A 22,269-nucleotide genomic window follows, 5' to 3' on the forward strand; every position below is an offset into this window, starting at 1 on the left:
AGGAAGTTTGTAATCGCAGTAACTGTAGACCTCACGGTAGCGCTTCGTCGCCCACCGGAACTGCTGGCAGTCCACCCTTGGATCGCTTCTGCGACGTCGCGCCTGAGGGTTTCGCACCCGGGCATCCCGGTCAAGTCGAACTGGTAGAACGGATTGTCCTCCAAGGTTAGTCGGACGACTAGTGGACGTGCGTCCTGTGCTGGATTGGGTGCCGCCCGATCGGCTCTTTGGCGAGGAAGTATGGCTCGTCTGCCACGGCTCATTGCGCTCTACCTAGTAAATCCGACAAGAGGACTCTTTCCCATCAGCTCATTCCACATCTCGTCGAAGTTTCGCGTGCGGAGCAGGGGTGCCCGGCGCAATCCCTTGACAGGTTCCAGGTAGATTTCTCGTGTCGTCTGGACGCTGGCATGGCCGAGCAGGTCTCTAACCTCATCGAATGCTGACATGTAGGCTCTAAGGTCGAATGGGTCGGTGGGTCTCATGCCGAGTCGATCGTCGATTGCGCGGATTGACGCAAGAAGCACCAGTAGCGCAAAAGTGAACCGTAGGGAGTGTGGTGTTACGTGCACCCAAGGGTTTCTAACGCCGAGAGCCTTGCGAGCCGATGAGACCCGCTTATTGGCACCGAGGAATACCGCTTCCCACGATTGATGAGGCATCGGCGTTCCGGTCTCGGTGAGCCAGAGCCATGCGGGCTGCCAGCCGCTTGTGTCTTGAATGAAAAGACGACGTCGCTGATCCGCTGGCATGGTTAGCACGTCGAGCGTTTGGCCGTCGATCAGGCGCACGCGGCTGCCTGAGCGTCCGGACAACAACTCCGCCACGTCGAGCCGCCCTGGAATATCATCGTAGGCGCCAGACCTCTGTGCCCGCAGTATGCAGCTGCGGCGTTCTCGTATCTGGTAGGTATGCAGGCTCTGAAGCGCAAGGTGATGCATGACGCGATAGTGGCGCTTTACGTTACCCTTGCCGATGATCGGAACATCAACATCGACCTGAGATGGCAGTTCCACGGACAGCAGCGAGCCAACCTCGCTTAGACGCAACCCGGTCAGTAGTGCATAGTCCACGAAGGCTGTGTTCCGGCCGATATTGCGGACGCGAGTCGTTTCGTCCTGTTGTGACGCCACTACCCCCTTCTGCGAATCCAGCGCTGCGCCGTATCCCCGAAGACCGATGTTCCGCCACATCGAGTACTCTGAGGGGGCTAGCCATCGATCCCGGGATGCGCGGGCGTTCTTCTCTCGGAATCCGCCTGCTCGTGCCGGGCCACGAAGCCGCTGATCCTCACTGACTGGGCTGACGTCCAGATAACCGACTCGTACCGCCCAGCGATAGAAGTGGTTGAGGGCTGCCCATGCCTTGTTCCAGGTGGCCGGTTGGATGCGGCCCTCGCTCTGTTCGGGGTATACGCGAGCTATCTGGAACTGGCGAACGTCCCGGGCGTCGGCCTCGTCCCAATAGGTGTCAGACTCCTTCAAGAATCTGAACCAGGTCCGCAACTCGATTGCGTAGGTGAGAGCGGTGGAATTCTGGTCTAGCCGGAACGCGGAGCGAAAATATTCATTGACACGATGGTCGACGTTGCTAGGAGATATCAGCAGGGGCCGGCCGACCGGAATTCCCAGCGCCTGCTCGCGGCCCGCGATGTCCTTCCACTCCGCGACCCAGGCATGGAAGTCAAGCGGCACGCCGCACGGGCCGCCCGTCTCGGTCAGTATCCAGTCTGCCGCAGTGGATCTTTCCGCCGTCACGGTGCGGCAGAGTACACGACAGATGATCAACGACACGCTAACTCTACATAGAACACTTCCACATCGATCACGTCGGCGGGGTCGCCGGGGTGTTCCGCGGGCGGCAGGTGCTGGCCGTCGTCGGCCCGCACTGGCCCGATCCGCCGGCTGGCCGAGCCTCGGTGGTGGCCGCGGCCGGCCGGCTTGGACTGCACGAGATCGGCCCGGGTTGGGCGTACGCGGTCGGCGGCCTGCGGGTGACCGTGATCGGGCCGTACGAGCCGCTGCACGGCACCAACTCCGACCCGAACAACAACTCGCTGGTGCTGCGGGCCGAGATCAAGGGCGAGACGGTGCTGCTGCCGGGCGACGCGGAGACCGAGGAGCAGGATGAACTGCTGCGGTACCTCGGGGCCGGCGCGCTGCGGGCCGACGTGCTGAAGGTCGCCCATGGCAATGTACGCTCTGCACCTATGACCGGCAAGGTGCGAGCAGGGATCTACACGCGAATCAGCGACGACCGGCTCGGCGAGGCCCTCGGCGTCGCTCGCCAGGAACGCGACGACCGGGAACTCGCCGCCCGGCTCGGCTGGGACGTCGCCAGGGTCTTCACCGACAACGACGTCAGCGCGAGCTCGGGACGCCGCCGCCCGGCGTACGAGGCGATGATCGAAGCGATCAAGGCCGGGGAGATCGACGCTGTTGTCGTGTGGGACGTCGACCGTTTGACCCGCCGGCCGGCGGAGTTGGAGGTCTTCATCGACCTCGCCGAGCGGCACGGACTTCAGCTCGCCTCCGTCGGCGGCGACATCGACCTCGCCACCCCGCAGGGACGGCTGACCGCCCGGATCAAGGGCAGCGTGGCGCGCCACGAGGCCGAGCAGCTTGCCCGGCGCATCCGGGCCAAGGTCGGAGAGCTGGCGTCCACTGGCGCGATCGCCAACGGCGGCCCGCGGCCGTTCGGCTTTCACCGCGTCTACTCCGGCGAGGGGCCGCGCCGGAAGATCCTGCGCGACGAACTCGACCCGCTCGAGGCTCCGATCGTCCGTGAAGCCGCTCGCCGGGTGCTGGCCGGTGACTCGATGGGCTCGGTGATCCGGTGGCTCCGCGACTCCGACGTCAGGACCAGCACGGGGCGCACATGGTCCCAGCAGGCTCTGCGGATCATGCTGCGGAGCGGCCGGATTGCAGGCCTGCGAGAGCACCAAGGCCGCGTCGTCGGTCCCGCCGTGTGGCCCGGCATCATCACCGCCGAGGAACACCAGCAGCTACGCGCGGTACTGGACGCCAAGACCCGGGCGCCCGGGTCGCGGGTCCGGATGCACTACCTGACCGGCTTCGTCTACTGCTCCGACTGCGCCGACAAGGGCGTGAAGATGCGCCCGTGCCCGCAGGCCGGGAAGCTGAAGTACAAGTGCTCGACCGATGTCGGCGGCTGCAATGGCCGCGTCATCGTGCTGGACGACCTCCGCGAGCTGATCGACGCCTACATGGTGGCGCGGCTCAACGACCCTGAGACGCTGCGCGAGCTGGCCGAGCGGGAGGCCGCCGACGACGGACGCGCCGGTGAGCTGGTCGACGAGATCGAGGCGGCCGAACGCCGGCTGAAGCTGCTCAAGCCCGCGCTCGAGGACGGCGACGAGGACGAGCTGCCCGAGGTACTCGCGACCGTACGGGCGCTCCGCAAGCGCATCAAGGCCGCGCGGGTCGAGCTGGGCGAGGTCACCTCGCGGCCGGACATCACGACCCTGGACCTGCCCGAAATGGCGAAGCGGTGGGCCGATCTTGACCTCGACAAGAAGCAGCACCTGCTCGCGCTGTTCGTCGACCGCATCGTGATCGGCCCGGCCCGGCGCGGCCTAGCCCGCTTCGATCCGGACCGGGTCGACGTCATTCCGGCGCGGCGCGGCGCGAACGGTGACGATGACCGTGATACGGTCTGATCTCGGTAGACGCTCCTAAGACCCCGGAAGCAACCACGACGTCGGGGAAAAGGGGCCATGCACGGGCATGGTGTTGCAGTGCCGGGCGTGAGGGTCGTTGGTCCTTCGGGGCGGACGGATAGCGAACCGGGCTAAGGCTGCTTCGGCGAAGGTATCGGCTAGAGGCGTTCCTGTGGGACGCCTCCGGTCGACTTCGCTTGGAGTCGGATCTTGGACCCGAAGACCCATGTTGGACCCCGTGGCCTGCAGCGGACCAATACCGCCGCCGCCACCGAGGCGCGCAAGCGCAAGACCGCCGTACGCGCCATCGACGATCCGGCCAAGCTGGCCCGGGCCGCGCGCATCGTCCGCGCCGCATTGGCTTCCGACCGCATCACGATCGACGAGCTGACAACCGACGTGCCGGGCGGTGGTCCGGTTGCTGCGTGAAACCCGCATCAAGACGATCGCTGAACGAGTCGCCGAGCTGATCGCTGCGGCACCTCCGATGACGGCGGAGCAGCGTGAAGCTGCGGTACGCCTGCTTACACGTCGTCGGCCGCTCGACACCCGGCCAGCGGGCCGGCCGCGAGGCGGTGCACGTGCCGCGTAACGAAGAACGCCGCCCCGCGGCGAACGGGGCGGCGCGCAAGCAGGCTGGGCGGCCTGGCGAGAGCGTAACCGACTGGGCCGTGGTTTATGCCGACGCCGAGCGCTGGGTCTCCTGGTCAGCACGCCGCCGCTGGCCAGCCTTCCCGTGCAATGACGCCCTATGGGCGGCCAGCGTGACCGACTGGGAGCTAAACGGCCGGCGGGCGGCCGCATGACCGCGACTTACGGTGCTAGCACGATAAAGCGGGCCCGGCGGACCAGGGTCGAGATGGAGGACTTCCGCCGCTCGATCTACGACATCACCCGGCAGCACCGGCCGTGCTCGGTCCGGCAGGTTTACTACCTCGGCATCGGCACGCTGTGGAACAAGGACACCGGCGGCTCCCGGCGCAACTACAACACAGTCGTCCGCGAGCTGGGCATCATGCGCGAGAGCGGCATGCTGCCGTGGGACTGGCTCACCGACGCCACCAGGTACGTCCGCATAGCCCTGATGTACGACTCGGTCGAGCAGGCGATCCGGCGCACCGCCGAGGAGTACCGCCGCGACCTCTGGTCGATGCAGCCGCGCCGGGTCGAGGTGTGGGCCGAATCCGACTCGATCTCCGGCGTCGTCGACCCGGTCACCCGGGCGCTCGGCGTAGGCCTCTTCTCGTGCCGCGGGCAGGCGTCGAAGGACTTCGCGCACTCGGCGGCCGAGCAGTACGTCGCCGTCGGCAAACCCGTTACGGTGCTCTACGTCGGCGACTTCGACCCCTCCGGCCTCGCCATCCCGCGCTCCCTCGAGGAACGGCTACGGCACTACTCCCGCGGGTCGGTGCCCATCGACTTCCGGCGCTGCGCGCTGACTGTCGAGGACGTCCGGGCCGGCGGCCTCGTCCAGCATGAGGCGAACGCCGCGGACAAGAGCTACGCCCGGTACGCCGAGACGTGCCAGGCGCTGGGCCTCGATTCCACGCTCTCCACGGAGGTCGAGGCGCTCGCGCCGGAGACGCTGCGGTCACGGCTCGAAGAGCAGATCTACGCCCTCGTGGAGGACGCGAGCCGGTGGAACGCCACCCTCGCGGCCGAGCGGTCCGAGCGCGATGTGCTCCTCACGAGGTGGCTAGGGGCGGGCGCGTGACCGACGACCCGTACCGGCGCGTGCTTCGTGCCTTGCGCGACCGCGGCCTCAAGGTGACCGAAAGCGGGCAGGGAACGGCCAGCGTGCAATGCCCAGTCCACGACGACCACAACGCCTCGGCGACCGTCAGCCGCGGCGACCGCCAGCCCGTGGTGTTCTCCTGCCTGGCCGGCAAGGGATGCACGTACGACGACGCCATGGCCGCTCTCGGCCTCGACAAGGCCGCCCTGGCCGACCGGGCCGAGAACGCGGTGTGGACGCCGTACGGCGACGCTGTGGCGGTCTACCCTTACCGCGACGAGGCCGGGGTGCTGCTCTACGAGGTGTGCCGCACCGCTGACAAGCAGTTCCCCGTACGGGTTCCCGACCCGATCCGACGGTCCGGCTACCGGTGGAAGCTGGCCGGCGTGCGACGGGTGCTCTACCGGCTGCCCGAGGTGATTGCCGCCGTCGCCGCGGGGAGGCCGGTATTCGTCGCCGAGGGGGAGAAGGACGTCGCCGCCTTGGTCGGCCTCGGCCTCGACGCCACGTGCAACCCCGGCGGCGCCGGCGGCGGTTGGCGGCCTGAATACAGCGAGTTCCTGCGCGGCGCCAACGTGATGGTGATCGCGGATGCTGACGCGAACGGCCGCAAGCACGCCCGTAAGGTTCGCGACGCCCTGGCCGACATCGCTGCCACGGTCGAGATCGCCGAGCCCGCCGACGGATGCAAGGACGTCACCGACCACGTGGCCAAGCTCGGCGGACTGGACGGCCTGCGCTACGCGGACGACCTGACCGACGAGGCCACCACCGACGTCGAGCCCTCCAGTTCGACCGGGGCGGAAGTCAAGCCGTCCCTAACCTTCTCGACGGTCGCCGAGCTCCGTGCCCGCGTACGTGCGGCCGGGCCGCGGCGGTGGCTACTTCGTGGCCTCTGGCCGGCGGGGGACTACGGCGTGCACGCGGGCGAGATGAAGGCGCAGAAGTCCTGGAACACCGTGGCGGTGGCGGTCGCTGTCGCGTCCGGGACGCCCTGGCTCGGCGCGGTCGACGTCGACCTGTCCGGGCCGGTCGTGATGTTCGCAGGCGAGGGCGGCGAGGCCGACCTACTGCGCCGCATCGACGCGATCGCCGCCGCCGCCGGAATCGATGCCGACGAACTGCCGATCACCATCTGCGCCCGGGCGCCGCACCTGCGCAACATCGTGCACCTGGGCGAGATGGCCGACCAGATCGACCGTGTGCGACCCGTGATGGTCACGCTCGACCCGCTGTACCTGTCGGCCGGCGGCGCGAAGGGCTCCGACCTGTACGCCATGGGCGAGCTGCTGGAGAAGCCGCAGCACCTGTGCCAGGCGGCCGGATCGAGCCTGTGGGTCACCACGCACACCAACCGCAAGGAGGGCCGCGGGGCGAGCCGGATCACCGGGGCCGGGCCGGCCGAGTGGGGCCGCGTGCTGGCGACCGCCACCGTGAAGAGCCGCAAGGTCGACAAGGTTACCCGCGAAACCACGGTCATCACCGAGCTGGACTTCATCGGCGGCAGCATCCCCGGCGGCACGCTGCGGACCACGCGCCGCATCCGCGCCGACGACCCGGACGACCTCGACTCCCCGCTGCACTGCTGGGTCAAGGCGGAGTTTGTCGACGAGGACGAGGCGGACACCGAGGGGCCGAAAATGCCGCCCTCACGGGCCAAGCTCCTCGAGGCGCTGCGCCACTTCTCGGGCGCACCCGTGACGGTTCGGACGCTGGTCGACCACATCTCCACCTTGCACGGTCACGGGTTGACGCGGGAGACCTGCTCCCGGGAGCTGAACGCGCTTCTTGCCGAGGGGTACGCAGACCGCATTGACCAGGGAAAAGGCTCAGCGTCCGAGTGGTTCGTCACAGCCGACGGACAGGCGGTGAACCTGTGACCATCACACCCCCCGTCACACCCGATCACAGGGGTGTGCGTGATGTGACCGCCGCCTTATATAGGCGGTCACGTCATCACACCCCCCCTCCAGCAGCCCGTCACAGCAAAGGAGGTCGATGGATGACGGCCTTCCCCAACCCGTACACCGACCAGGAATGGCAGGAGCGCCTCCAAGCGGCGACCGCCGCGACGCTCCGGAAGCAGGCGGAGAAGCGCGACGAGCGGCGCAAGCGCCAGGCACACCGGGACGCCGGGCTACAGCAGAGGCACAGCGGGAAGCTCGCCCGGATCGATGCCGCCGCGGCGGTCGACACGACCGGCACCCGATGCCGCTACCTCGTCAGCGAGACGCCGCCCGAGCCGTGCAGCAACGAGCGCCTACCCGGCGCCGAACTCTGCCGACCCCATCTCCAGCACGCCGCGGCGCTCGCCCGCCGACTCGGGCTGGCAGCGCCGTGACCGATTCCTTTGTCCCCCAACCAAATCCGGGAGATCACATGGCCGACACACCACCCTGCTGCGCCTCGGCGGATGAGCCCTGCCCGCAGCACCGGCAGGCCCAGCGCGCCACGCGCTTCGAGGGACCCAGCAAACGCGGCGGACGCGGCACCCGCGTCGTCGGCGAATCCGGCAAGGCCAAGCCTGCCGGGACCCAGGAGAACCAGCAGTGAGCATCGATCCCACAAAGTGCGTGCTGTGCCAGACGCCCGACGCTGGTGAGAACGGCTGGACGGAATGGGATCTGCCCGAGCCGATCACCTGGCGCGGCGCGTTCACCGACGCCGGAGAACCACCCGTGCCCGCTCGGCGCTGGAAGGCCTGCCCACCGTGCACCGCATGGATCCCAAAGGCCCGCGCCGGACACATGCCCGAAGCGCTACAACGCGGCATCCACGAAGCCGTATGGTCCGTCGAGCTTCACCCGACCACCAGGCGCCAACTCCACGCCGAGATCACCGGACGCGCACGGCACCTTGCCCAGCAATTCGTGCCGGCCGACTCCGCGACCGAAGTGGAACCGGAGCGCGCTTCGTGATCCTGGTCGTCGACGACACCATCGGCCGGCATCTCGCCGCCGCGCTCCGCGCGCACATCCGGCAGCTACGCCAGGAAGGCATGCCGATACCCGCCGCCCTGGCCGAACTCGCCAGTGTTGCCGCCAATCGCCGCCAATCGCCGCCAACATTCGACGTGGCGGCGGACTCCGGCGACTCTGCCCCCGTGGACGCGTTGACCTTGGATTTCCACGCCGCGGGTTGTCGGCTCGGTGTCTCGGCCCGCTCCGTCTCCAGGCTGGTCGCGGACGGCAAGCTGCCCGCCGTGAAGGTGGCCGGCTTCCGCCGGATCCGCGCCAAAGACATCGAGAGCTACGTCGACGGGCTCGCACCGGTGGACCGGAAGGCGGACGCATGACCGACCCCATCAACCCGTTCGTCGCGGCCCGGGAACGACCCGGTCAGCCCGTCGAGGTCGTCACGGTCGACGACCGGCAGGCGCTCCGCCAGCTCGCCGAGAAGCGCCGCCGCGAAGCCGACCAGCTCGAAGCCCGCGCCGGGCAGGCCGAGTGATGGCCACCGTCGACACCCGGCCCAACGCCGGCGGCAACCACCTGCAGCCGCACGACGGCCGCGACGAACGCGGACGCCTGCCCGAACCGCTGGACGCCAGCCGAGACACGGCCGACGCCATCCGCATTCCGGGGATGCCGCTGTCGCAACCACCCGGCACGGGACCGGTCCTCTCCGGCCCGGCCGTGGTCAAGAACGCCAAGCCCGACGGGCCCGGTACGCCGGGACCCGACCAAGAGCCAACCGACAACCCGGGCGTCAGCAGCACGACCGGACCCGCATCCGGAGGTGCCTGATGCCCGACCTGCTCGACCTACGGTTCGTGCCCGAGCGGCCGAGCTACAACCCGCCGATGCCGCCCAGCGTGCGCGACCGCTACAGCCCCGACGAGATCGAAGAACTGCTGTGCCGAGTCCGGGGCGTCGTCATGGACCGCAACGGCAGGTTCATCTCGCTCGGCGCCGACCCGCTCACCAAGCTGCGCACCGACCAGGAGCTGCACCGCAGTGAGACCGAGGACCGGCTGCGCGGCGAGTGGTCGCAGTCGCCCGCCGTGCAGGCCACCGCCGAGATCGAGATGAGCATGGCCCGCGAGCGGGCCCAAGACCGAGCCGAGGAGCAGCAGCGAGAAGCCGCGCGCCACGCTGCCGCCGACCGCATGTTCCAGGCGCAGGTAGCCGCAGGCGTTCCGATCACCGAGGCACGCGACAACGTGCGCCGACAGTTCGCCGATCTGGACTGGTGAGGACTCGCGGCATGTGGCGGCGTCAAGCCCACCTGCTCTGGCCGATCTCGCCAGTGTCAGGACGTAAGGACGGAACAGCAGGCGCATGCACTCCGATGGCCACCTGCGTAGACGCCGTCCTGCGCCGCCACATCCCGCGCACACCATCGGCACACGGCTCACCCGGCATGACGGTCCGGACGCACGAGCGACGCGCCTATCACTCCACATGCGACGGCCGCGGACGACGCGCGATCGGATCGACTCACGTGAACTTCACCCATCGCGCCTCTCCGTTGTCGGTCACTGTGTGTAACGAAGAGCGGATAGGTGGACCACTACCTAGCGTGACCGAAGGGCAGGGGGGCGGGGTCGAGGCGGAACAACAGGCAGGCCAGAGGACCACCGGGGCCCACTCCTCGCAATCTGTGCCCCCTGAAACGAACCGCAATGGTAACTGAACGTGACATGCCGGGAGGAGGTGACGGGGAGTGACTGCTACTGACGGTGATGTCCCGCCGTTGCCCCCGGGCAACGCGGGCCCGTCCGGGCGTCGCCTCTGGTCGGACGTGCTCGGGAAGTACGAGCTCGAGGAGCACGAAACCGCGCTGCTGCGCGAAATGGTGCGCACCGTTGACTTGCTCGACGAGCTCGCGGCCATCGTCGAGGTCGAGGGCTTGATGGTGGTCGACCCGGGCGGCAAGCAGCGCACGCACCCGGCTGTGGTCGAGGCCCGTCAGTTGCGCATCGCCTTCGCGCGCCTCAGTGCCTCGCTGCGCCTGCCCAGCGGCGACGAGAGCGAGCAGGCAGGCAAGTCGGCACACCTGCGTAGGCCGCAGCGTCGCGGGGCGGCACGGGGCACGTACGGGATCCGCGGGAGTGTGGCGTGAGGCGCCGCGAGGTCGTACGGGATTCGGATGCGCCGCCGCCGGAGTTGTTGAAGTTCCGGCCGGCCGACTGGGTCGACCACGACGGGCCGCTGCCGGCGCCGGACGTGGTGTGCCGTGCCCACGTGCAGCACACGGCCGACGCCCTCCGGGAGTGCCAGCGCGAGTACCGGACCATCCGCGGGCTGCGCAGGTACCTCGACGCCAAGCGCACGTGGCGGGACGAGCACGGCGGCGTCTGGCCGTCCGCGAACACGGAAGCGAGGCGGCCGTAAGTGGCTTTACGGACAGTCGGGGTCAAATTAACGGCTGATATATCCCAATTCACGTCCGCCCTGTCCCGGGCGGGTGCGGCGACCAAGGATTTCCAGGGCAAGCTCGACAAGGCAGCCCAGGGCGGCCACCTCGACAAGGTGGCCGATGCGGCGGGTGTCGCCGGAATCGGCCTGGCGGGCCTCGCCGCCGGCGTGGTCAAGATGCGCATGGACTTCGACAAGAGCATGTCGGCGGTCCAGGCGGCGACCCATGCCGGCGCGGCGGACATCGACAAGCTGCGTCAAGCCGCTCTGCAGGCGGGTAAGGACACCAGTTTCTCCGCGACCCAGGCGGCCGACGGCATCACCGAGCTCGCCAAGGCAGGTGTGTCGACCGCCGATGTACTCGGCGGCGGCCTCAAGGGCGCGCTCAACCTGGCGGCGGCCGGCCAACTGTCGGTCGGCGAGGCGTCCGAGACGGCTGCCAGCGCGATGACCCAGTTCAAACTCAGCGGCAAGGATGTTCCGCACATCGCCGACCTGCTCGCCGCCGGCGCGGGCAAGGCGCAGGGCTCGGTGCATGACATGGGTTACGCCCTGTCGCAGTCCGGCCTGGTCGCGAGCCAGTTTGGGCTGAGCATCGAGGACACCACGGGCACGTTGGCAGAGTTCGCCCACGCGGGCCTTATCGGCTCGGATGCGGGAACGTCGCTGAAGACGATGCTGTTGGCCCTGGCGAACCCGTCAAAGCAGTCCAAGGCCTTGATGGACGAGCTTGGCATCTCCTTCTACGACGCGACCGGTAAGTTCGTCGGGCTCGGCGGTGTCGCCCAGGTCCTGCAGACCCGGCTGAAGGGGCTCACCGCCGAGCAGCGGCAGCAGGCCCTGGGCCAGCTGTTCGGCAACGACGCCATCCGGGCCGCGTCGATCCTCTACACCGACGGCGCCGCCGGTGTGAAGGAGTGGAAGGACTCGGTCAACGCCGCCGGGTACGCGTCCAGCACTGCAGCGACCATGACCAACAACCTCGCCGGTGACATCGAACGCCTGAAAGGCTCGATCGAGACGCTGGCGATCCAGTCTGGCGGAGGCGCGGCGGGCGGGCTGCGCGTGCTCACCAAGGCGACAAACGGGCTCGTCGACCAGATCAGCCTGTTGCCGTCCGGCGTCACCGGCACGATCACCGTCATGGCTGCTGCTGGCGGCGCGGCGCTGATCCTCGGCGCTGGGTGGGTCAAGCTGCGCGCGAAGACCGCCGAGGTGCGAGCCGAGCTGGAGGCGATGGGGCCTGCGGGGGTGAAAGCCGCGGCTGGTCTGGGAAAGACCGCAGCGATAGCAGGCAGAGCGGGTGCGATCTTCGCCGGCCTGGAGATCGCCGGAGCGTCGATCAACTCAGCGTTCGGCACCGACGTCACGGCAAAGACGGACGCCTTCGGGCAGTCGCTGTCGGACTGGGCGAAGAACGGGACCGAAGCGGGCGAGGCGGCCCGGATCTTCGGCAAGGACTTCGGTCACCTTTCGTACGACTTGGGCACGTTGGGCAGCGGTTTCTGGGCCAAGTTCGGCAACAGCCTCGCGGGCACCGCCGAGAACATCAGCGGCTTGGGCGGCGTCATGGACGAGTCGCTCGAGCACGCCCGGCAGCGTCTCAGCCAGGTCGACCAATCCCTGACGGCGATGGTGCAGAACGGCCAGGGCGCGCAGGCGGCGGAGATCTTCAACAAGCTTGCTGCCGAGGGCAAGAAGGCCGGCATCAGCGTCAACGACCTGAAGAACGGCCTGCCGCAGTACGCGTCGGCGTCGGCCAACGCCGGCACCGCCACGAAGGACACCACCAACAAACTCGGCGACCTGAATTCGGCGCTGCAGGTCGGCGCCGACGGGCAGGACAAATACAAGACCGCCGCCGCGGCCGCGGCCGGTGCCGCCAGGGGCGAGCGCGACGCGATCGGCGCTCTGTTCTCCATGCTGAAGGCGGAAACCGACCCGGTCTTCGCCTTGATCGACGCGCAGAAGAAACTCGCGGACGCGCAGAAGGCCTACACCGGCGCCGTCAAGGCGCACGGCCGGAACAGCGCCGAGGCGAAGGCCGCCGATCTCGATCTTGCGAAGGCCGCGCTCGGCCTGCAGAACTCGGTCGGCGACCTGAGCAACCAGTTCAACGGCAAGCTCGACCCGGCGTTCGTCAACACGCTCAGGGCGGCCGGCCTCACCAAAACGCAGATCGCCGACGTCGCGAAGCAGTTCGAGGGCGCCAAGAAGTCGGCCGACAAATACACCGGGAAGTACGAGGGCGTCGTGTCGGCGCCGGGTGCCGTGCAGTCCAAGAAGCAGATCGATGACGCGTACAACGCTGCGAACCACTACGCCGGGCCGTATCAGGCGTATCTGTCGGCGCCGGGCGCTGCCAAGGTGCAAACCCAGATCGACAACGCCTGGAAGAGCCTCAAGGGCTACGACGGCGACTGGGTGGCGAACCTGTCGACGAAGAACTACGGCAAGGTCGCGAACGACCTGCGGCACCTGCTGGCTGCGCAGCAGGCGCTGAAGGACAGCACCAGCGTCAACGAGGCCAACCGGGAGCTGGGCCACTTCTTCTCCCGTGGCGGACCTGTCATCGGTCCTGGCACGGGCACGTCGGACTCGATCCCCGCCCGGCTGTCGGCTGGCGAGTTCGTGATCAAGGCGAGTTCAGTCGACAAGCTCGGCGGCGCGCTGCTGGCGTACATGAACCGGTACGGCGCCCTGCCGGAGCGGTCCGTCGACGCGACTCCGGGCTTCGCCGCCGGTGGCGTTGTGATGCCGTTCCCGACGAACGTGTCCGGGACGAAGATTCCGCAGCCGGCCTTCTCGGCGCCCGGCGGGGCAGGTGGCCCGGGCTACAAGTGGATGGAGGCGGTCGTCCGCGCCGCGTTCCCGGGCATCGGTATCTACTCGGACTTCCGGCCGGGCGCGATCACGATCACCGGCAACCGGTCGTATCATGCGGTCGGCCGGGCGGTGGACTTCGCGCCGTCGCTGCCGCTCGCCGAGTGGATCAACCTGCACTTCATGAAAGCCACGAAAGAGCTCATCACCCCGTGGCAGTCGCTGAACATCCACAACGGGGCCCGGCATACCTACTCGGCGCTCGTCGAGGCCGAGCATGACTTCGCCCACGGCAACGCCCACGACCACTGGGCGATGAAGAACGGCGGCGTCATCTCGGAGCCGATCTTCGGCGTCGGCGCGTCCGGGCGGACGTACAGCTTCGGTGAGAACTACCAGCCAGAGCGGGTCAGCCCGATGTGGCAGACCTCGGCCGGCGGAGGCGGCGGGGTGACCAACATCAACCTGACGGTGAACGCCCCACTTGGCTCGCACCCGCGCGAGATCGGGGCGCAGGTGGTGCAGTCGATCGGCGACTACCTGCAGGGCGGCGGAGAGCTGCGCGTGAACGGGCAGAAGGTGCTCTAGTCCCGCGCGCCCTTCGGCCGGTGCTCGCGGATCCACGCCTCGACATCCTCGGCGTCCCAGATACGCCCGATGGCGAGGTGGGCGACGGGATCGGGGAAGGTCTTCAGCCGGACGAGTTGATTGGCCCAGGACCGGCTGACGCCCAGCCGAACGGCGATCTCGTGGCAGCCGAGCACGTCGGGCGCGCTCACCGTCGCTGCTCCAGCCGCGCCAAGCACCACGCGCACCCGCGGGTGCTCCAGTCATGCTCGGGCACCTGGTCCATGGCCGCATCGAGCTCGTACGGGTCCTCGGCCGTCAGCTCGCACCGGTGCATTGCCACATCGAGACGCCCTACGTAGCCGGTCCCGAGCCGCCACGTCACCGACCACGCCGGACGCCGCTGCTCCAGCGCCTCGCACTCCTCGAGGACGCCCTCCGGCCAGTCCTGCCGCTCGGCGAGGATGCGCCGGTTGCGGAACGGGACCGGGAGCCGCGCGTACATCTGCTCCTGCCGGGCCCACACCCCCGCCTCGAGCTCCGGGAGCGTCTCGGCCACGACCACCGGCGAAGACAGGTCCCAGAATGCGGCCCAGAAGTGCCACGCCGGGACCTTTCCGCGCTCGGCGAAGTCGCGCTCACCCGCCGTGGCCTGGCAGACCTGCCAGCCGTTCAGCGGCTGATACGGGTGACAGTTGACGTTCCGCTCGGTTTCCAGCAGCAGCCGCAGGCCGACGCGACGATCGACCGCGTCCCGCTCCTCGTCGCGCCACTCGCGCGCGGCCGCAACGGCGTCCTTGCGTCGCTCCTCCGGCGTCGCCGCGGGCTCCGGCGCCATCGTGGGCGGCTCTGCGGGGCGCGGCAGGCGGATACAAAACCCGCGGAAGGTGGACAGAGGGCGGTCGTGGTCCTCGGCGGTCATGATCGCGCCACCAGTTGCAGCATCGTCGCCCCCTCGCCACGGACCGTTGGCGAGCGACGGGCCACGAGGGTTCGATCACGCAGCCCGCCGCCGCAAGTTCTGATCGTGGTCGGGGGCTCACTGCGGCAGGGGCACAGATTGTGCCCCCTTGCCCTTACGCGGCCAGAAGGCCGATCTTCACGGCCAGTTCGGATGCCCGCCGACGCCGGGCCGGAATCTTGGACTCGGCCTCTTCGAGGACGATCTTCTTCGCATAGCCGTTGTACTTGATCGTCTCGGGCGCGGCCTCGTGCGCCTTCTCCAGGGTGGCCAGCGCGACGTCTGGCTGTCCGTCGAGATGGTAGCCGCGCGCCTCCTCGATGCGGTGCCGGGCGCGGCGCGGGCGAGACGGGATGGTCACCGCGTCGGCCGACGCCGCCTGCCGTACCGACTCGCCGCCCTGGCGCAGTTCGACAGCGACTGTCACGGCGTGCGCCCCCATGATCGCCCGGGAGAACGAGGTGACGGGATGGTAGTAGTCGGCCGGCAGCCGGGCGGCCATCGCGCGGGCGGTCTCCCAGTACCGCCACGCGACGCCGGTTGCCCCGCGGCGGGCGGCGGTGTATCCGGCCTCGAAGGTGAGCGCCCCCGCGATAGCCAGGACGTCATCCGACGCGCCCTCCAGCAGCAGGGGTTCCAGGAAGCCGATGGTCGTCAGGTTCACGGCGTCGGCGGCGTCGAAGTGCGCGGGGCCCGCGTCGCGGTGCGCCTGTGCGGCCAGCCATGCCGCTACGCCGATGGCGTGCGGGTCCTCGGACTCCTGGGCGGCGATCATTCCACGCTCGGCGACCCGCCAGAGCAGGGCGGCGTCGGGCTGGTAGGCCACGAAGAACTGTGCCAGCGAGTAGACCTCCGCCAGTACGCCCTGGGCGGCCCGGCGCGCGGGGCCGGTGTCGGCCTGGCGGACGGCGACCTGTGCGTCCCGGATCAGGTCGGGCAGCAACGCCCCGATCACTTCCCGGTGATTCGGTGCCGAGTGCCGCGCCGACCACGCGCGCGCCAGCCTGGCTCGGATGTGCTCGATCGGTGGCGCTTCGCGCGCGGTGGCGACCGGGAAGGCGTCCACGGCGGCCTTGACGGCCGCGAGGCGCGGGTGTCCGGGGCCGACGAACAGGTCCACGTGGACCGACTGATCGCCGGTGAGGTCGGACAGGTCGCGCACTCGCAGCACCTCGGCGATGCGGAGAATCGTTTCCAGCTTCGGTGTCTTCAGGCGGCCATTCTCCACAGCCTTGACCCACGAGCCGGACTTGCCGACCAGGCCGCCGAGCTGATCCCGGGTAAGCCCCTTGCGGGTGCGGAGGATCTGAAGCCGCTGGCCGAACACCAGGGGGTCGGTGTACGGATCCGGAACGCTCTCGGCCATCGGGCTGACTCCCTGGTAGAGGACAGGGCGGCGGCCGGGCCTCTACTCCGACCGCCACGATCGACGGTACCCGCTGCCGGACGATGTCCTCCGATCGGCTGACGGTGATCTCGTGCGCGCACCTCGTACTGTGCCCGCCATGGGTGCATTGAAGCCGTGGCACATGGTGGTCTGCCTGGTGTTCGTGCTGGGCGTGGCCGGCATCATCGCCGCGATCGTCAGCCTGGCACGTCGGCGCTAGAACGCAACGTGGAGCGGCCCGGACACCCCCGTTACCTCAGGGAAAGTCCGGGCCGCTTCTTCTGTGTTCGCTGGAGTTAGGCCCGGCGCCGCCGGCCGGTCTTGAAGTCTCCGAAGAGCCGGGCGCGGCGTAGCTCCGACGTACGCGGGCGCTGCTCGCGATTCGGCACCTGGGTGCCGAATTCCGAACCTACGTTCGCACCGGATTCCGCAGCCCGCGGCGGAATCGCGGGCCCGGACCGCGTGAGCGGCTCACGGGTTTTCGGCTTGAAATCCGTATCGCAGCGACGGATCTCGGCCGGCCGCTCGACCGCCTCAGCGCCGCCGACCGGCAACCCGTCGCGATCCACAAACTGCGGACGTCGCTGGCGTGGTGAAACGTCCGTGCGCAGCATGCGGGTACGTTCCCCGCCGGCGGCGCCCGGCGTGGCGTACGCGGCCAGGTCGGGGCCCGTCAGGATGTGCGGCAGGTCCTCCGGCTTCGCGACCACGACCAGGTCGACGAGGCCGCCGATGACCATCCGGACCGCATCAAGAAACCGGTCGGGCTCGATCATCGAGACCAAGATCCAGCCGAGACGCTCGATGCTCGCCAGCGCCGCCGCCGTCGCCTTGCCGGGCTCGGACCGCGGGGCGAGCAGCACGACGCGCGTACCGCGGTCGTAGGCCGGCCGGGGACGCTCTGTGCGGCTCATCGCGCAGACTCCTGCGCGATCTGCTCGGCGTCCTCGGGCAGCCCGTGCTCCCGCTGGATGCGCTTAAGCCACTGCTGGTGCTCGGCGGCCATGCGTGCAGCAGCCTCGTCGACGAGCCTCTCCGCCGGGTTCTTCTCGGCCTCGGCGGCCTTGCGGCGCATCTCCCGTGCGGCCAGCAGGCAGTCCAAGAAGCCCTCGGCGTAACCCTCGCGGAAATCGGCGCTGCGGGCCGGCTGGTGGCCAGGTTCGGGGAACAGCACGTCGAGGACAGCCGTCACGTCCGTGTCGGTCATCTCGCTGCGCCGCGCCCACGACTGGAGCAGGCGAGCGGCCTGCTCCGGGCTGTCGACGGTCCAGGCCTGAAGTGCGGCCAGCGCGGCGGCGCGCAGGTCACTGTTCGGTACCTTGTTCATTGGGTCGCCTCCTGGGGCGATCAAGGGCCCGGGGCACAGGTGTTGGCGCACCTGCCGGGCCCGCTCTTCACTTGTCGACCGCTACTGACGTGCTATGGCGTAGCTGTCACACCACGGCTCCAGCTACCAGGCGCCGGAGTTCCTCGACGCGATCGATCCGGCCGTGGCGCTCGTGTCGGTGGGCAAGCACAACGACTACGGCCATCCGAACGCGTCGCTGCTCGCCCGGCTGGCTCGCGGCGGGGCGCGAGTGCTGCGTACCGATCAATCGGGGGATCTCGCCGCGGTTGCCACCGGCCATGGTCTCGCCGTGGTGGCCCGGGGCTCGCCGCCGGCGAAGTGAGCGGGCGTGGCGAGCGGGCGAGCGAGGCACGCCGACACGCCCGGGTTAGTCCGTTTAGTTGGGATCAGAGGGGGTCGATGACGATGGCGGCCGTGCGATGGCGTGCGGTAAACATTCAGCCTGATCGAGCGACGTTACGGTGGCATTCGCATGGCCGGACGCCGATATGTCGGCTTTCGCATTCGGTGATCGGCGATCTGCGCGTAGGAGTGAGGCTCGCGGAAACGTCGGACCCCCGTGCAACGATATTGGGCGTGAACACCGCATCTCCCGACCCGTTGCTGCTCGTCCTCGGCGATGAGGAGTTGCTCGCCGCCCGCGCGGTCACGGCTGCGGTCGATGCGGCTCGTGCCGCCGAGCCCGACGCCGACGTCCGGGAGTATGAGGGCGGCGCGATCTCGGCCGGCGAGGTCGCCGAGATGCTGAGCCCCTCGCTGTTCGGCGGCCGGCGGGTGCTGGTGATCCGCAGCGGGCAGGATGCGCGGAAGGATCTGATCGCCGCCCTGCTGGCCTATGCGAAGAGTCCCGACCCCGACGTGACGCTGATCGTCACGCATCTCGGCGGGGCCAAGGGCAAGGCGCTCGCCGACGGCCTGCGTACGGCCGGGGCCACCGTCGTGCCCGCGGCCAAGCTCAAGGGCGATCGGGAGCGGATAGCGTTCGTCCGCGACGAGTTCCGCCGCAACGGGGGCCGGTGCGACGAGGCGGCCGCGTCCGCCCTGCTCGCGTCGGTCGGCAACGACCTGCGGGAGATCGCGGCGGCCTGTTCGCAGCTGCTCGCCGACACCGACGGCAAGATCACCGAAGGGGTGGTCGCCCGGTACTACAAGGGCCGCGCCGAGGTGAGCGGTTTCACGGTGGCCGACGCCGCGATGATCGGCGACGTGCCCGGCGCGCTCGAGGCGCTGCGGTGGGCGCTGCATGTCGGGGTCGACCCGGTGCCGATCGCCGACGCCATCGCCGACGGGGTGCGTACGGTGGCCAAGGTGGCCGCCGCCGGCCGCGGTAACCCGTACCAGCTGGCCAGCACGCTCGGCATGCCGGCCTGGAAGATTCAGCGCGCCCAGGAGCGCAGCCGCGGCTGGAGCCCGGAGGGCCTGGTCGACGCGATGCGTGCCGCCGCCGACTGCAACGCCGCGGTCAAGGGCGGCGCCGAGGACCGTGGGTATGCGCTCGAGCAGGCCGTCTTCGCCGTGGCCGCGGCCCGCCGGGGAGGCGGGTCGCGATGAGCCGGTCCCGCCGCAACGAGGCGCACCCGCCGCTGTATGCCCGGCTGCTCCGGCTCCGCCACGTCGCGCCGAGCGGCTTCCTGTGCTTCCTGTTCCTGGAGGGGACGGTCGCGTTGGGCGCGCTGCTCGCCCTGGCCGAGCTGGTGAGCTGGTGGGGCGTGGTCGTGCTGCCGGCGACGGTGGCGCTGATGGTGAAACTCAACGACGTGATCGCGGGCGCACTGAGCCGCTCGGCCGGCGTGATCGTGGTGCCGGCAGGCCCGGCGGCCGCGCGGGCCGAGGTGTTGCGCCCGGCGACCGTGGCGGGGCCGAACCCGCCGGTCCGGATGGCCGAGGAGGCCACCACCCGGCTGCCGGGGGTGATCAACCGCGAGCGAGGAGCGCCGATCATGCGGCCCTGGGCGGAGGAGGTCGAGGCCCGGCAGTGGCGGGTCCGCCAGTCGGCCACCCGTCGCTACGAGTAGGCGTCAAGGGGTGGAGCGCCGAGGCTAGCCGCGGGCTTGCCCTGCCGCTAGTGGCGTGGGCTTGCCGTGCCTGGAGCGGCGTGGGGCTCGCTGTCCCGGGAGTGTCGTGGGCTCGCCGTCCCGTCGGTGGCGCGAACTCGCGCTGTGCCGTTAGTGGCGTGGGCTCGCTGTGCCGTTAGTGGCGTGGGCTCGCTGTGCCTTGTGGCGTGGGCTCGCTGTGCCGTTAGTGGCGCGGGACGTCGGAGTCGACCGTGGGCGCTGCCCGCGCCGGGCTAGCGGGGAGGCGGCGATGGCTGGGGGCGTCGCCTGCCGCGCTCTGTCAGCGGGGAAGCGGAACCGGCCGTAGGAGAGAACCAGCGCATCGTCGCGCACCGGGTGGGTGCTATCGGCCCTATTCGCCCGCGCCGGGCTGGCGGGGAAACGGAACGGGCCGTGGGTGCCATCCGCCCGGGCTGACCGAGGCGGGAAGGCGGAACGGGCCATGGGTGCTACCCGCTGCGCCCGGGGCCGACGGAAACGTGCCCACGGCCTGACACCAGGCGTTTGGACTTCGGCGGTGGGTGGCGCAGACGACGCGGGCACCGCCTCGGGCCGTTTCCGGTCCGGCGGTGCCCGGGTGTGGTCGTCGATGACCGGCCCGCGTGTGGCGGGCAGCGGCGCGGCGGCTTCCGTGCTGCCGCGCCTGGCCTGACGGATCAGGCAGACAGCGAGGCGACCCGCTTGGCGATGGCCGACTTGCGGTTCGCCGCCTGGTTCTTGTGGATGACGCCCTTGCTGACAGCCTTGTCCAGCTGACGCGAGGCGTCACGCAGCAGCACGGTAGCCGACTCGACGTTGCCCGCCTCGCTCGCCTCGTTGAGCTTGCGGATCACCGTCTTCAGCGACGACTTGACCGACTTGTTGCGCAGCCGGGCCTTCTCGTTCTGCCGGTTGCGCTTGATCTGGGACTTGATGTTCGCCACGCGACAGCCTTGTCCTGACTAGGTTCGGAAACTGGTCTCAAGCGCGGTGGTCACCACGGTCGGCCGCCGGAGCGACCGTCTGCCGGAGCAGCAAACAGCGGCGCGTCACCACACGCGATGAACCAGACTACCAGCACCGCCACGACCCGCCAAAACGGCCGTCTCCCCGCGCGGGCGGCTGGCTAGAAGCGCTCGTCGGGACGGCGGCGGCGCTCGTCGGGGCGGCGGCGTTCGTCGGCACGTTGACCGCGCTCGTCGGGACGCTGACTGCGCTTGTCGCGACGCTGGCTGCGCTCGTCGGGACGCTGGCCGCGTTCGTCGGCACGCTGGCCGCTCTCGTCTGCGCGCCAGCCGCGCCTTTCGGCGAGCCAGGCCAGCGCCTGCTCGCCACTGAACCGCTGATGCTGCCGGCTGTGCGGGGACGCGCTGCTCGGGCCGCCGTCGGCCCGGACCAGCCAATACCCGGCCAGCGCCGCCAGCGCCCCGTCCACACCCTCGTCCGGAGGTGCCCAGGATGCCAGGTACGAGTCCGCGTCGAGGCCGCTCGCGTAGGCGCTGACCAGCAGCGTCACCGTGTCGAACCAGGGTGCGCCCAGGCACGGCCAGGTCCAGTCGCAGAGCCAGGCCCGGCCGTCGCGATCGATCATGACATTGTCGATCCGCAGGTCACCGTGCATCAGGCCGGTTCCGGTGGCCAGCACGGGCAGGCCTCGTTCGAGCGCTGCCAGCTCGTGGAGCCGGGCCGGTGCCACGGTGTCGCGCGCGGTTCGGGGCAGTGGCTCGCGTCCGGCCTCGATCGCCGACCACCAGGACATCTCGCCGCGCAGGATGTCCGGCAATGTCGGCACGCCCACCGCGAGCAGCACCGGCGTGGGCTCGCGCAGCGCCGCGGCGGCCGTCGACCAGGCGGACAGCGCGGCCGCCAAATCGGATGGCGACCACGGCAGGGACGGCACTCGACCGTCGATCACGTCCAGACACAGGGCGAAATATCCGGAATCCACCATCGTCCAGCGGGGGCGCGCGGCGGGGACGGCCGGTGGGAGTGCGGAGGTGAGGGCCGCTTCCCGCGCGTACGACCGGGAATTTGGATCTTGAAGTGATGCGGCCTTGACGAAGGCGCTCGGTCCGGCCGGCGTGGTCAGGACCGCGGCGAAGGCGCGGGTGAAGCCGCCGCCGGCGCTTTGCGCGGAGAGAACCGGCGCGCCGAGCCGCGCGGAGATGGCGTGCCGCAGGCTTTCCGGCAGGTCAGGCCATTGAGGGCGGACGGCGGTGGCGCCGTACGCGACGTCGGGGAGCGAAATCGGCCGCACCCGACCATCCTGCCGTCCCGGTTTTTGTGGTTCTACTGACGCATGTGTGGGTGGTTTAAGCCGTTCTGTGCACTACATGCCGTTGTCCCGCCTAGGTTCTGGCTTGTCGAAGGTCAGAA

The 22,269-nt window shown here is 69.6% G+C and carries 24 protein-coding genes and 1 pseudogene; 17 read left to right on the forward strand and 8 right to left on the reverse strand.

Annotated elements, in window-relative coordinates; genetic code table 11:
* Positions 1-269: 269 nt before the first annotated feature.
* Positions 270-1,793: a tyrosine-type recombinase/integrase gene (locus IH26_RS59085; RefSeq protein WP_084599812.1), complete on the reverse strand. Its 1,524-nt coding sequence runs from the start codon at positions 1,791-1,793 to the stop codon at positions 270-272.
* 26 nt (positions 1,794-1,819) lie between these two features.
* On the opposite strand from IH26_RS59085, the gene IH26_RS56835 reads away from it, so the two are divergent.
* From IH26_RS56835 to IH26_RS0148775, 14 genes are all read left to right on the forward strand, one after another.
* The gene (locus IH26_RS56835) at positions 1,820-3,679 is read left to right on the forward strand and encodes a recombinase family protein (protein WP_342668369.1); all 1,860 of its coding nucleotides are present in this window, start codon (positions 1,820-1,822) and stop codon (positions 3,677-3,679) included.
* 210 nt (positions 3,680-3,889) lie between these two features.
* Entirely contained in the window at positions 3,890-4,108 is a 219-nt protein-coding gene (locus tag IH26_RS0148720; protein ID WP_030443145.1) for a hypothetical protein, read from the forward strand.
* Positions 4,109-4,538: 430 nt separating this feature from the next.
* Positions 4,539-5,393, forward strand: coding sequence for a hypothetical protein (locus IH26_RS56840; protein WP_051809913.1), 855 nt, complete (start codon positions 4,539-4,541; stop codon positions 5,391-5,393).
* Positions 5,390-7,294, forward strand: a complete 1,905-nt coding sequence (locus IH26_RS56845) for an AAA family ATPase (protein WP_051809914.1) — start codon at positions 5,390-5,392, stop codon at positions 7,292-7,294. Before IH26_RS56840 ends, IH26_RS56845 begins: the two co-directional genes overlap by 4 nt.
* Before the next feature lie 122 nt (positions 7,295-7,416).
* Positions 7,417-7,755 (forward strand): hypothetical protein, encoded by a 339-nt coding sequence (locus IH26_RS0148735; protein ID WP_030443148.1) that lies wholly within the window; start codon positions 7,417-7,419, stop codon positions 7,753-7,755.
* Between the two features lie 38 nt (positions 7,756-7,793).
* Positions 7,794-7,967 carry a hypothetical protein gene (locus IH26_RS60775; protein WP_157437805.1) on the forward strand — a complete coding sequence of 58 codons (174 nt, stop codon included), beginning with the start codon at positions 7,794-7,796 and terminating at the stop codon, positions 7,965-7,967.
* Positions 7,964-8,332: a hypothetical protein gene (locus IH26_RS60780; RefSeq protein ID WP_157437806.1), complete on the forward strand. Its 369-nt coding sequence runs from the start codon at positions 7,964-7,966 to the stop codon at positions 8,330-8,332. The genes IH26_RS60775 and IH26_RS60780 overlap by 4 nt, the downstream gene beginning before the upstream one ends.
* Positions 8,329-8,709, forward strand: a complete 381-nt coding sequence (locus IH26_RS0148745) for a helix-turn-helix domain-containing protein (protein ID WP_030443149.1) — start codon at positions 8,329-8,331, stop codon at positions 8,707-8,709. Before IH26_RS60780 ends, IH26_RS0148745 begins: the two co-directional genes overlap by 4 nt.
* On the forward strand, positions 8,706-8,864 hold the full coding sequence (locus IH26_RS60785) for a hypothetical protein (RefSeq protein WP_157437807.1): 159 nt from the start codon (positions 8,706-8,708) through the stop codon (positions 8,862-8,864). Before IH26_RS0148745 ends, IH26_RS60785 begins: the two co-directional genes overlap by 4 nt.
* The gene (locus IH26_RS0148755; RefSeq protein WP_030443150.1) at positions 8,864-9,160 is read left to right on the forward strand and encodes a hypothetical protein; all 297 of its coding nucleotides are present in this window, start codon (positions 8,864-8,866) and stop codon (positions 9,158-9,160) included. Before IH26_RS60785 ends, IH26_RS0148755 begins: the two co-directional genes overlap by 1 nt.
* Entirely contained in the window at positions 9,160-9,609 is a 450-nt protein-coding gene (locus IH26_RS0148760) for a hypothetical protein (RefSeq protein WP_030443151.1), read from the forward strand. The genes IH26_RS0148755 and IH26_RS0148760 overlap by 1 nt, the downstream gene beginning before the upstream one ends.
* A gap of 470 nt (positions 9,610-10,079) precedes the next feature.
* Positions 10,080-10,478, forward strand: a complete 399-nt coding sequence (locus IH26_RS0148765) for a hypothetical protein (RefSeq protein WP_051809916.1) — start codon at positions 10,080-10,082, stop codon at positions 10,476-10,478.
* The gene (locus IH26_RS0148770; RefSeq protein ID WP_157437808.1) at positions 10,475-10,750 is read left to right on the forward strand and encodes a hypothetical protein; all 276 of its coding nucleotides are present in this window, start codon (positions 10,475-10,477) and stop codon (positions 10,748-10,750) included. Before IH26_RS0148765 ends, IH26_RS0148770 begins: the two co-directional genes overlap by 4 nt.
* 138 nt (positions 10,751-10,888) lie before the next feature.
* Positions 10,889-14,185, forward strand: coding sequence for a phage tail tape measure protein (locus IH26_RS0148775; protein WP_030443154.1), 3,297 nt, complete (start codon positions 10,889-10,891; stop codon positions 14,183-14,185).
* Here the strand turns inward: IH26_RS0148775 and IH26_RS0148780 are convergent.
* The 5 genes from IH26_RS0148780 to IH26_RS0148805 form a co-directional block, all read right to left on the reverse strand.
* Positions 14,182-14,376, reverse strand: coding sequence for a helix-turn-helix transcriptional regulator (locus IH26_RS0148780; RefSeq protein ID WP_030443155.1), 195 nt, complete (start codon positions 14,374-14,376; stop codon positions 14,182-14,184). The genes IH26_RS0148775 and IH26_RS0148780 overlap by 4 nt on opposite strands.
* Positions 14,373-15,086, reverse strand: a complete 714-nt coding sequence (locus tag IH26_RS0148785) for a hypothetical protein (protein WP_030443156.1) — start codon at positions 15,084-15,086, stop codon at positions 14,373-14,375. Before IH26_RS0148785 ends, IH26_RS0148780 begins: the two co-directional genes overlap by 4 nt.
* Positions 15,087-15,240: 154 nt before the next feature.
* The gene (locus tag IH26_RS0148790) at positions 15,241-16,491 is read right to left on the reverse strand and encodes a helix-turn-helix domain-containing protein (RefSeq protein ID WP_030443157.1); all 1,251 of its coding nucleotides are present in this window, start codon (positions 16,489-16,491) and stop codon (positions 15,241-15,243) included.
* A 317-nt stretch (positions 16,492-16,808) separates the two neighbouring features.
* Positions 16,809-17,375 (reverse strand): hypothetical protein, encoded by a 567-nt coding sequence (locus IH26_RS0148800; protein ID WP_157437809.1) that lies wholly within the window; start codon positions 17,373-17,375, stop codon positions 16,809-16,811.
* A gap of 47 nt (positions 17,376-17,422) precedes the next feature.
* Positions 17,423-17,839 (reverse strand): hypothetical protein, encoded by a 417-nt coding sequence (locus IH26_RS0148805; RefSeq protein WP_030443159.1) that lies wholly within the window; start codon positions 17,837-17,839, stop codon positions 17,423-17,425.
* A gap of 103 nt (positions 17,840-17,942) precedes the next feature.
* Between IH26_RS0148805 and IH26_RS0148810 the strand changes: the two are divergent.
* From IH26_RS0148810 to IH26_RS62445, 3 genes and pseudogenes are all read left to right on the forward strand, one after another.
* Positions 17,943-18,182: pseudogene (locus IH26_RS0148810) on the forward strand (ComEC/Rec2 family competence protein); the annotation flags it as partial.
* A 245-nt stretch (positions 18,183-18,427) separates the two neighbouring features.
* The gene (holA, locus tag IH26_RS0148815) at positions 18,428-19,411 is read left to right on the forward strand and encodes a DNA polymerase III subunit delta (RefSeq protein ID WP_030443161.1); all 984 of its coding nucleotides are present in this window, start codon (positions 18,428-18,430) and stop codon (positions 19,409-19,411) included.
* Entirely contained in the window at positions 19,408-19,875 is a 468-nt protein-coding gene (locus IH26_RS62445) for a hypothetical protein (RefSeq protein ID WP_051809918.1), read from the forward strand. Before holA ends, IH26_RS62445 begins: the two co-directional genes overlap by 4 nt.
* Before the next feature lie 695 nt (positions 19,876-20,570).
* On the opposite strand, the gene rpsT is transcribed toward IH26_RS62445, so the two are convergent.
* Complete coding sequence (gene rpsT / locus IH26_RS0148825) at positions 20,571-20,837, reverse strand: 30S ribosomal protein S20 (RefSeq protein WP_030443163.1); 267 nt, start codon at positions 20,835-20,837, stop codon at positions 20,571-20,573.
* Between the two features lie 182 nt (positions 20,838-21,019).
* The gene (locus IH26_RS0148830; protein ID WP_084599813.1) at positions 21,020-22,150 is read right to left on the reverse strand and encodes a phosphotransferase; all 1,131 of its coding nucleotides are present in this window, start codon (positions 22,148-22,150) and stop codon (positions 21,020-21,022) included.
* Positions 22,151-22,269 lie beyond the last annotated feature (119 nt).

This window comes from Actinoplanes subtropicus, from assembly GCF_000721705.1.
In the GTDB taxonomy this organism is placed as follows: Bacteria; Actinomycetota; Actinomycetes; order Mycobacteriales; family Micromonosporaceae; genus Actinoplanes; species Actinoplanes subtropicus.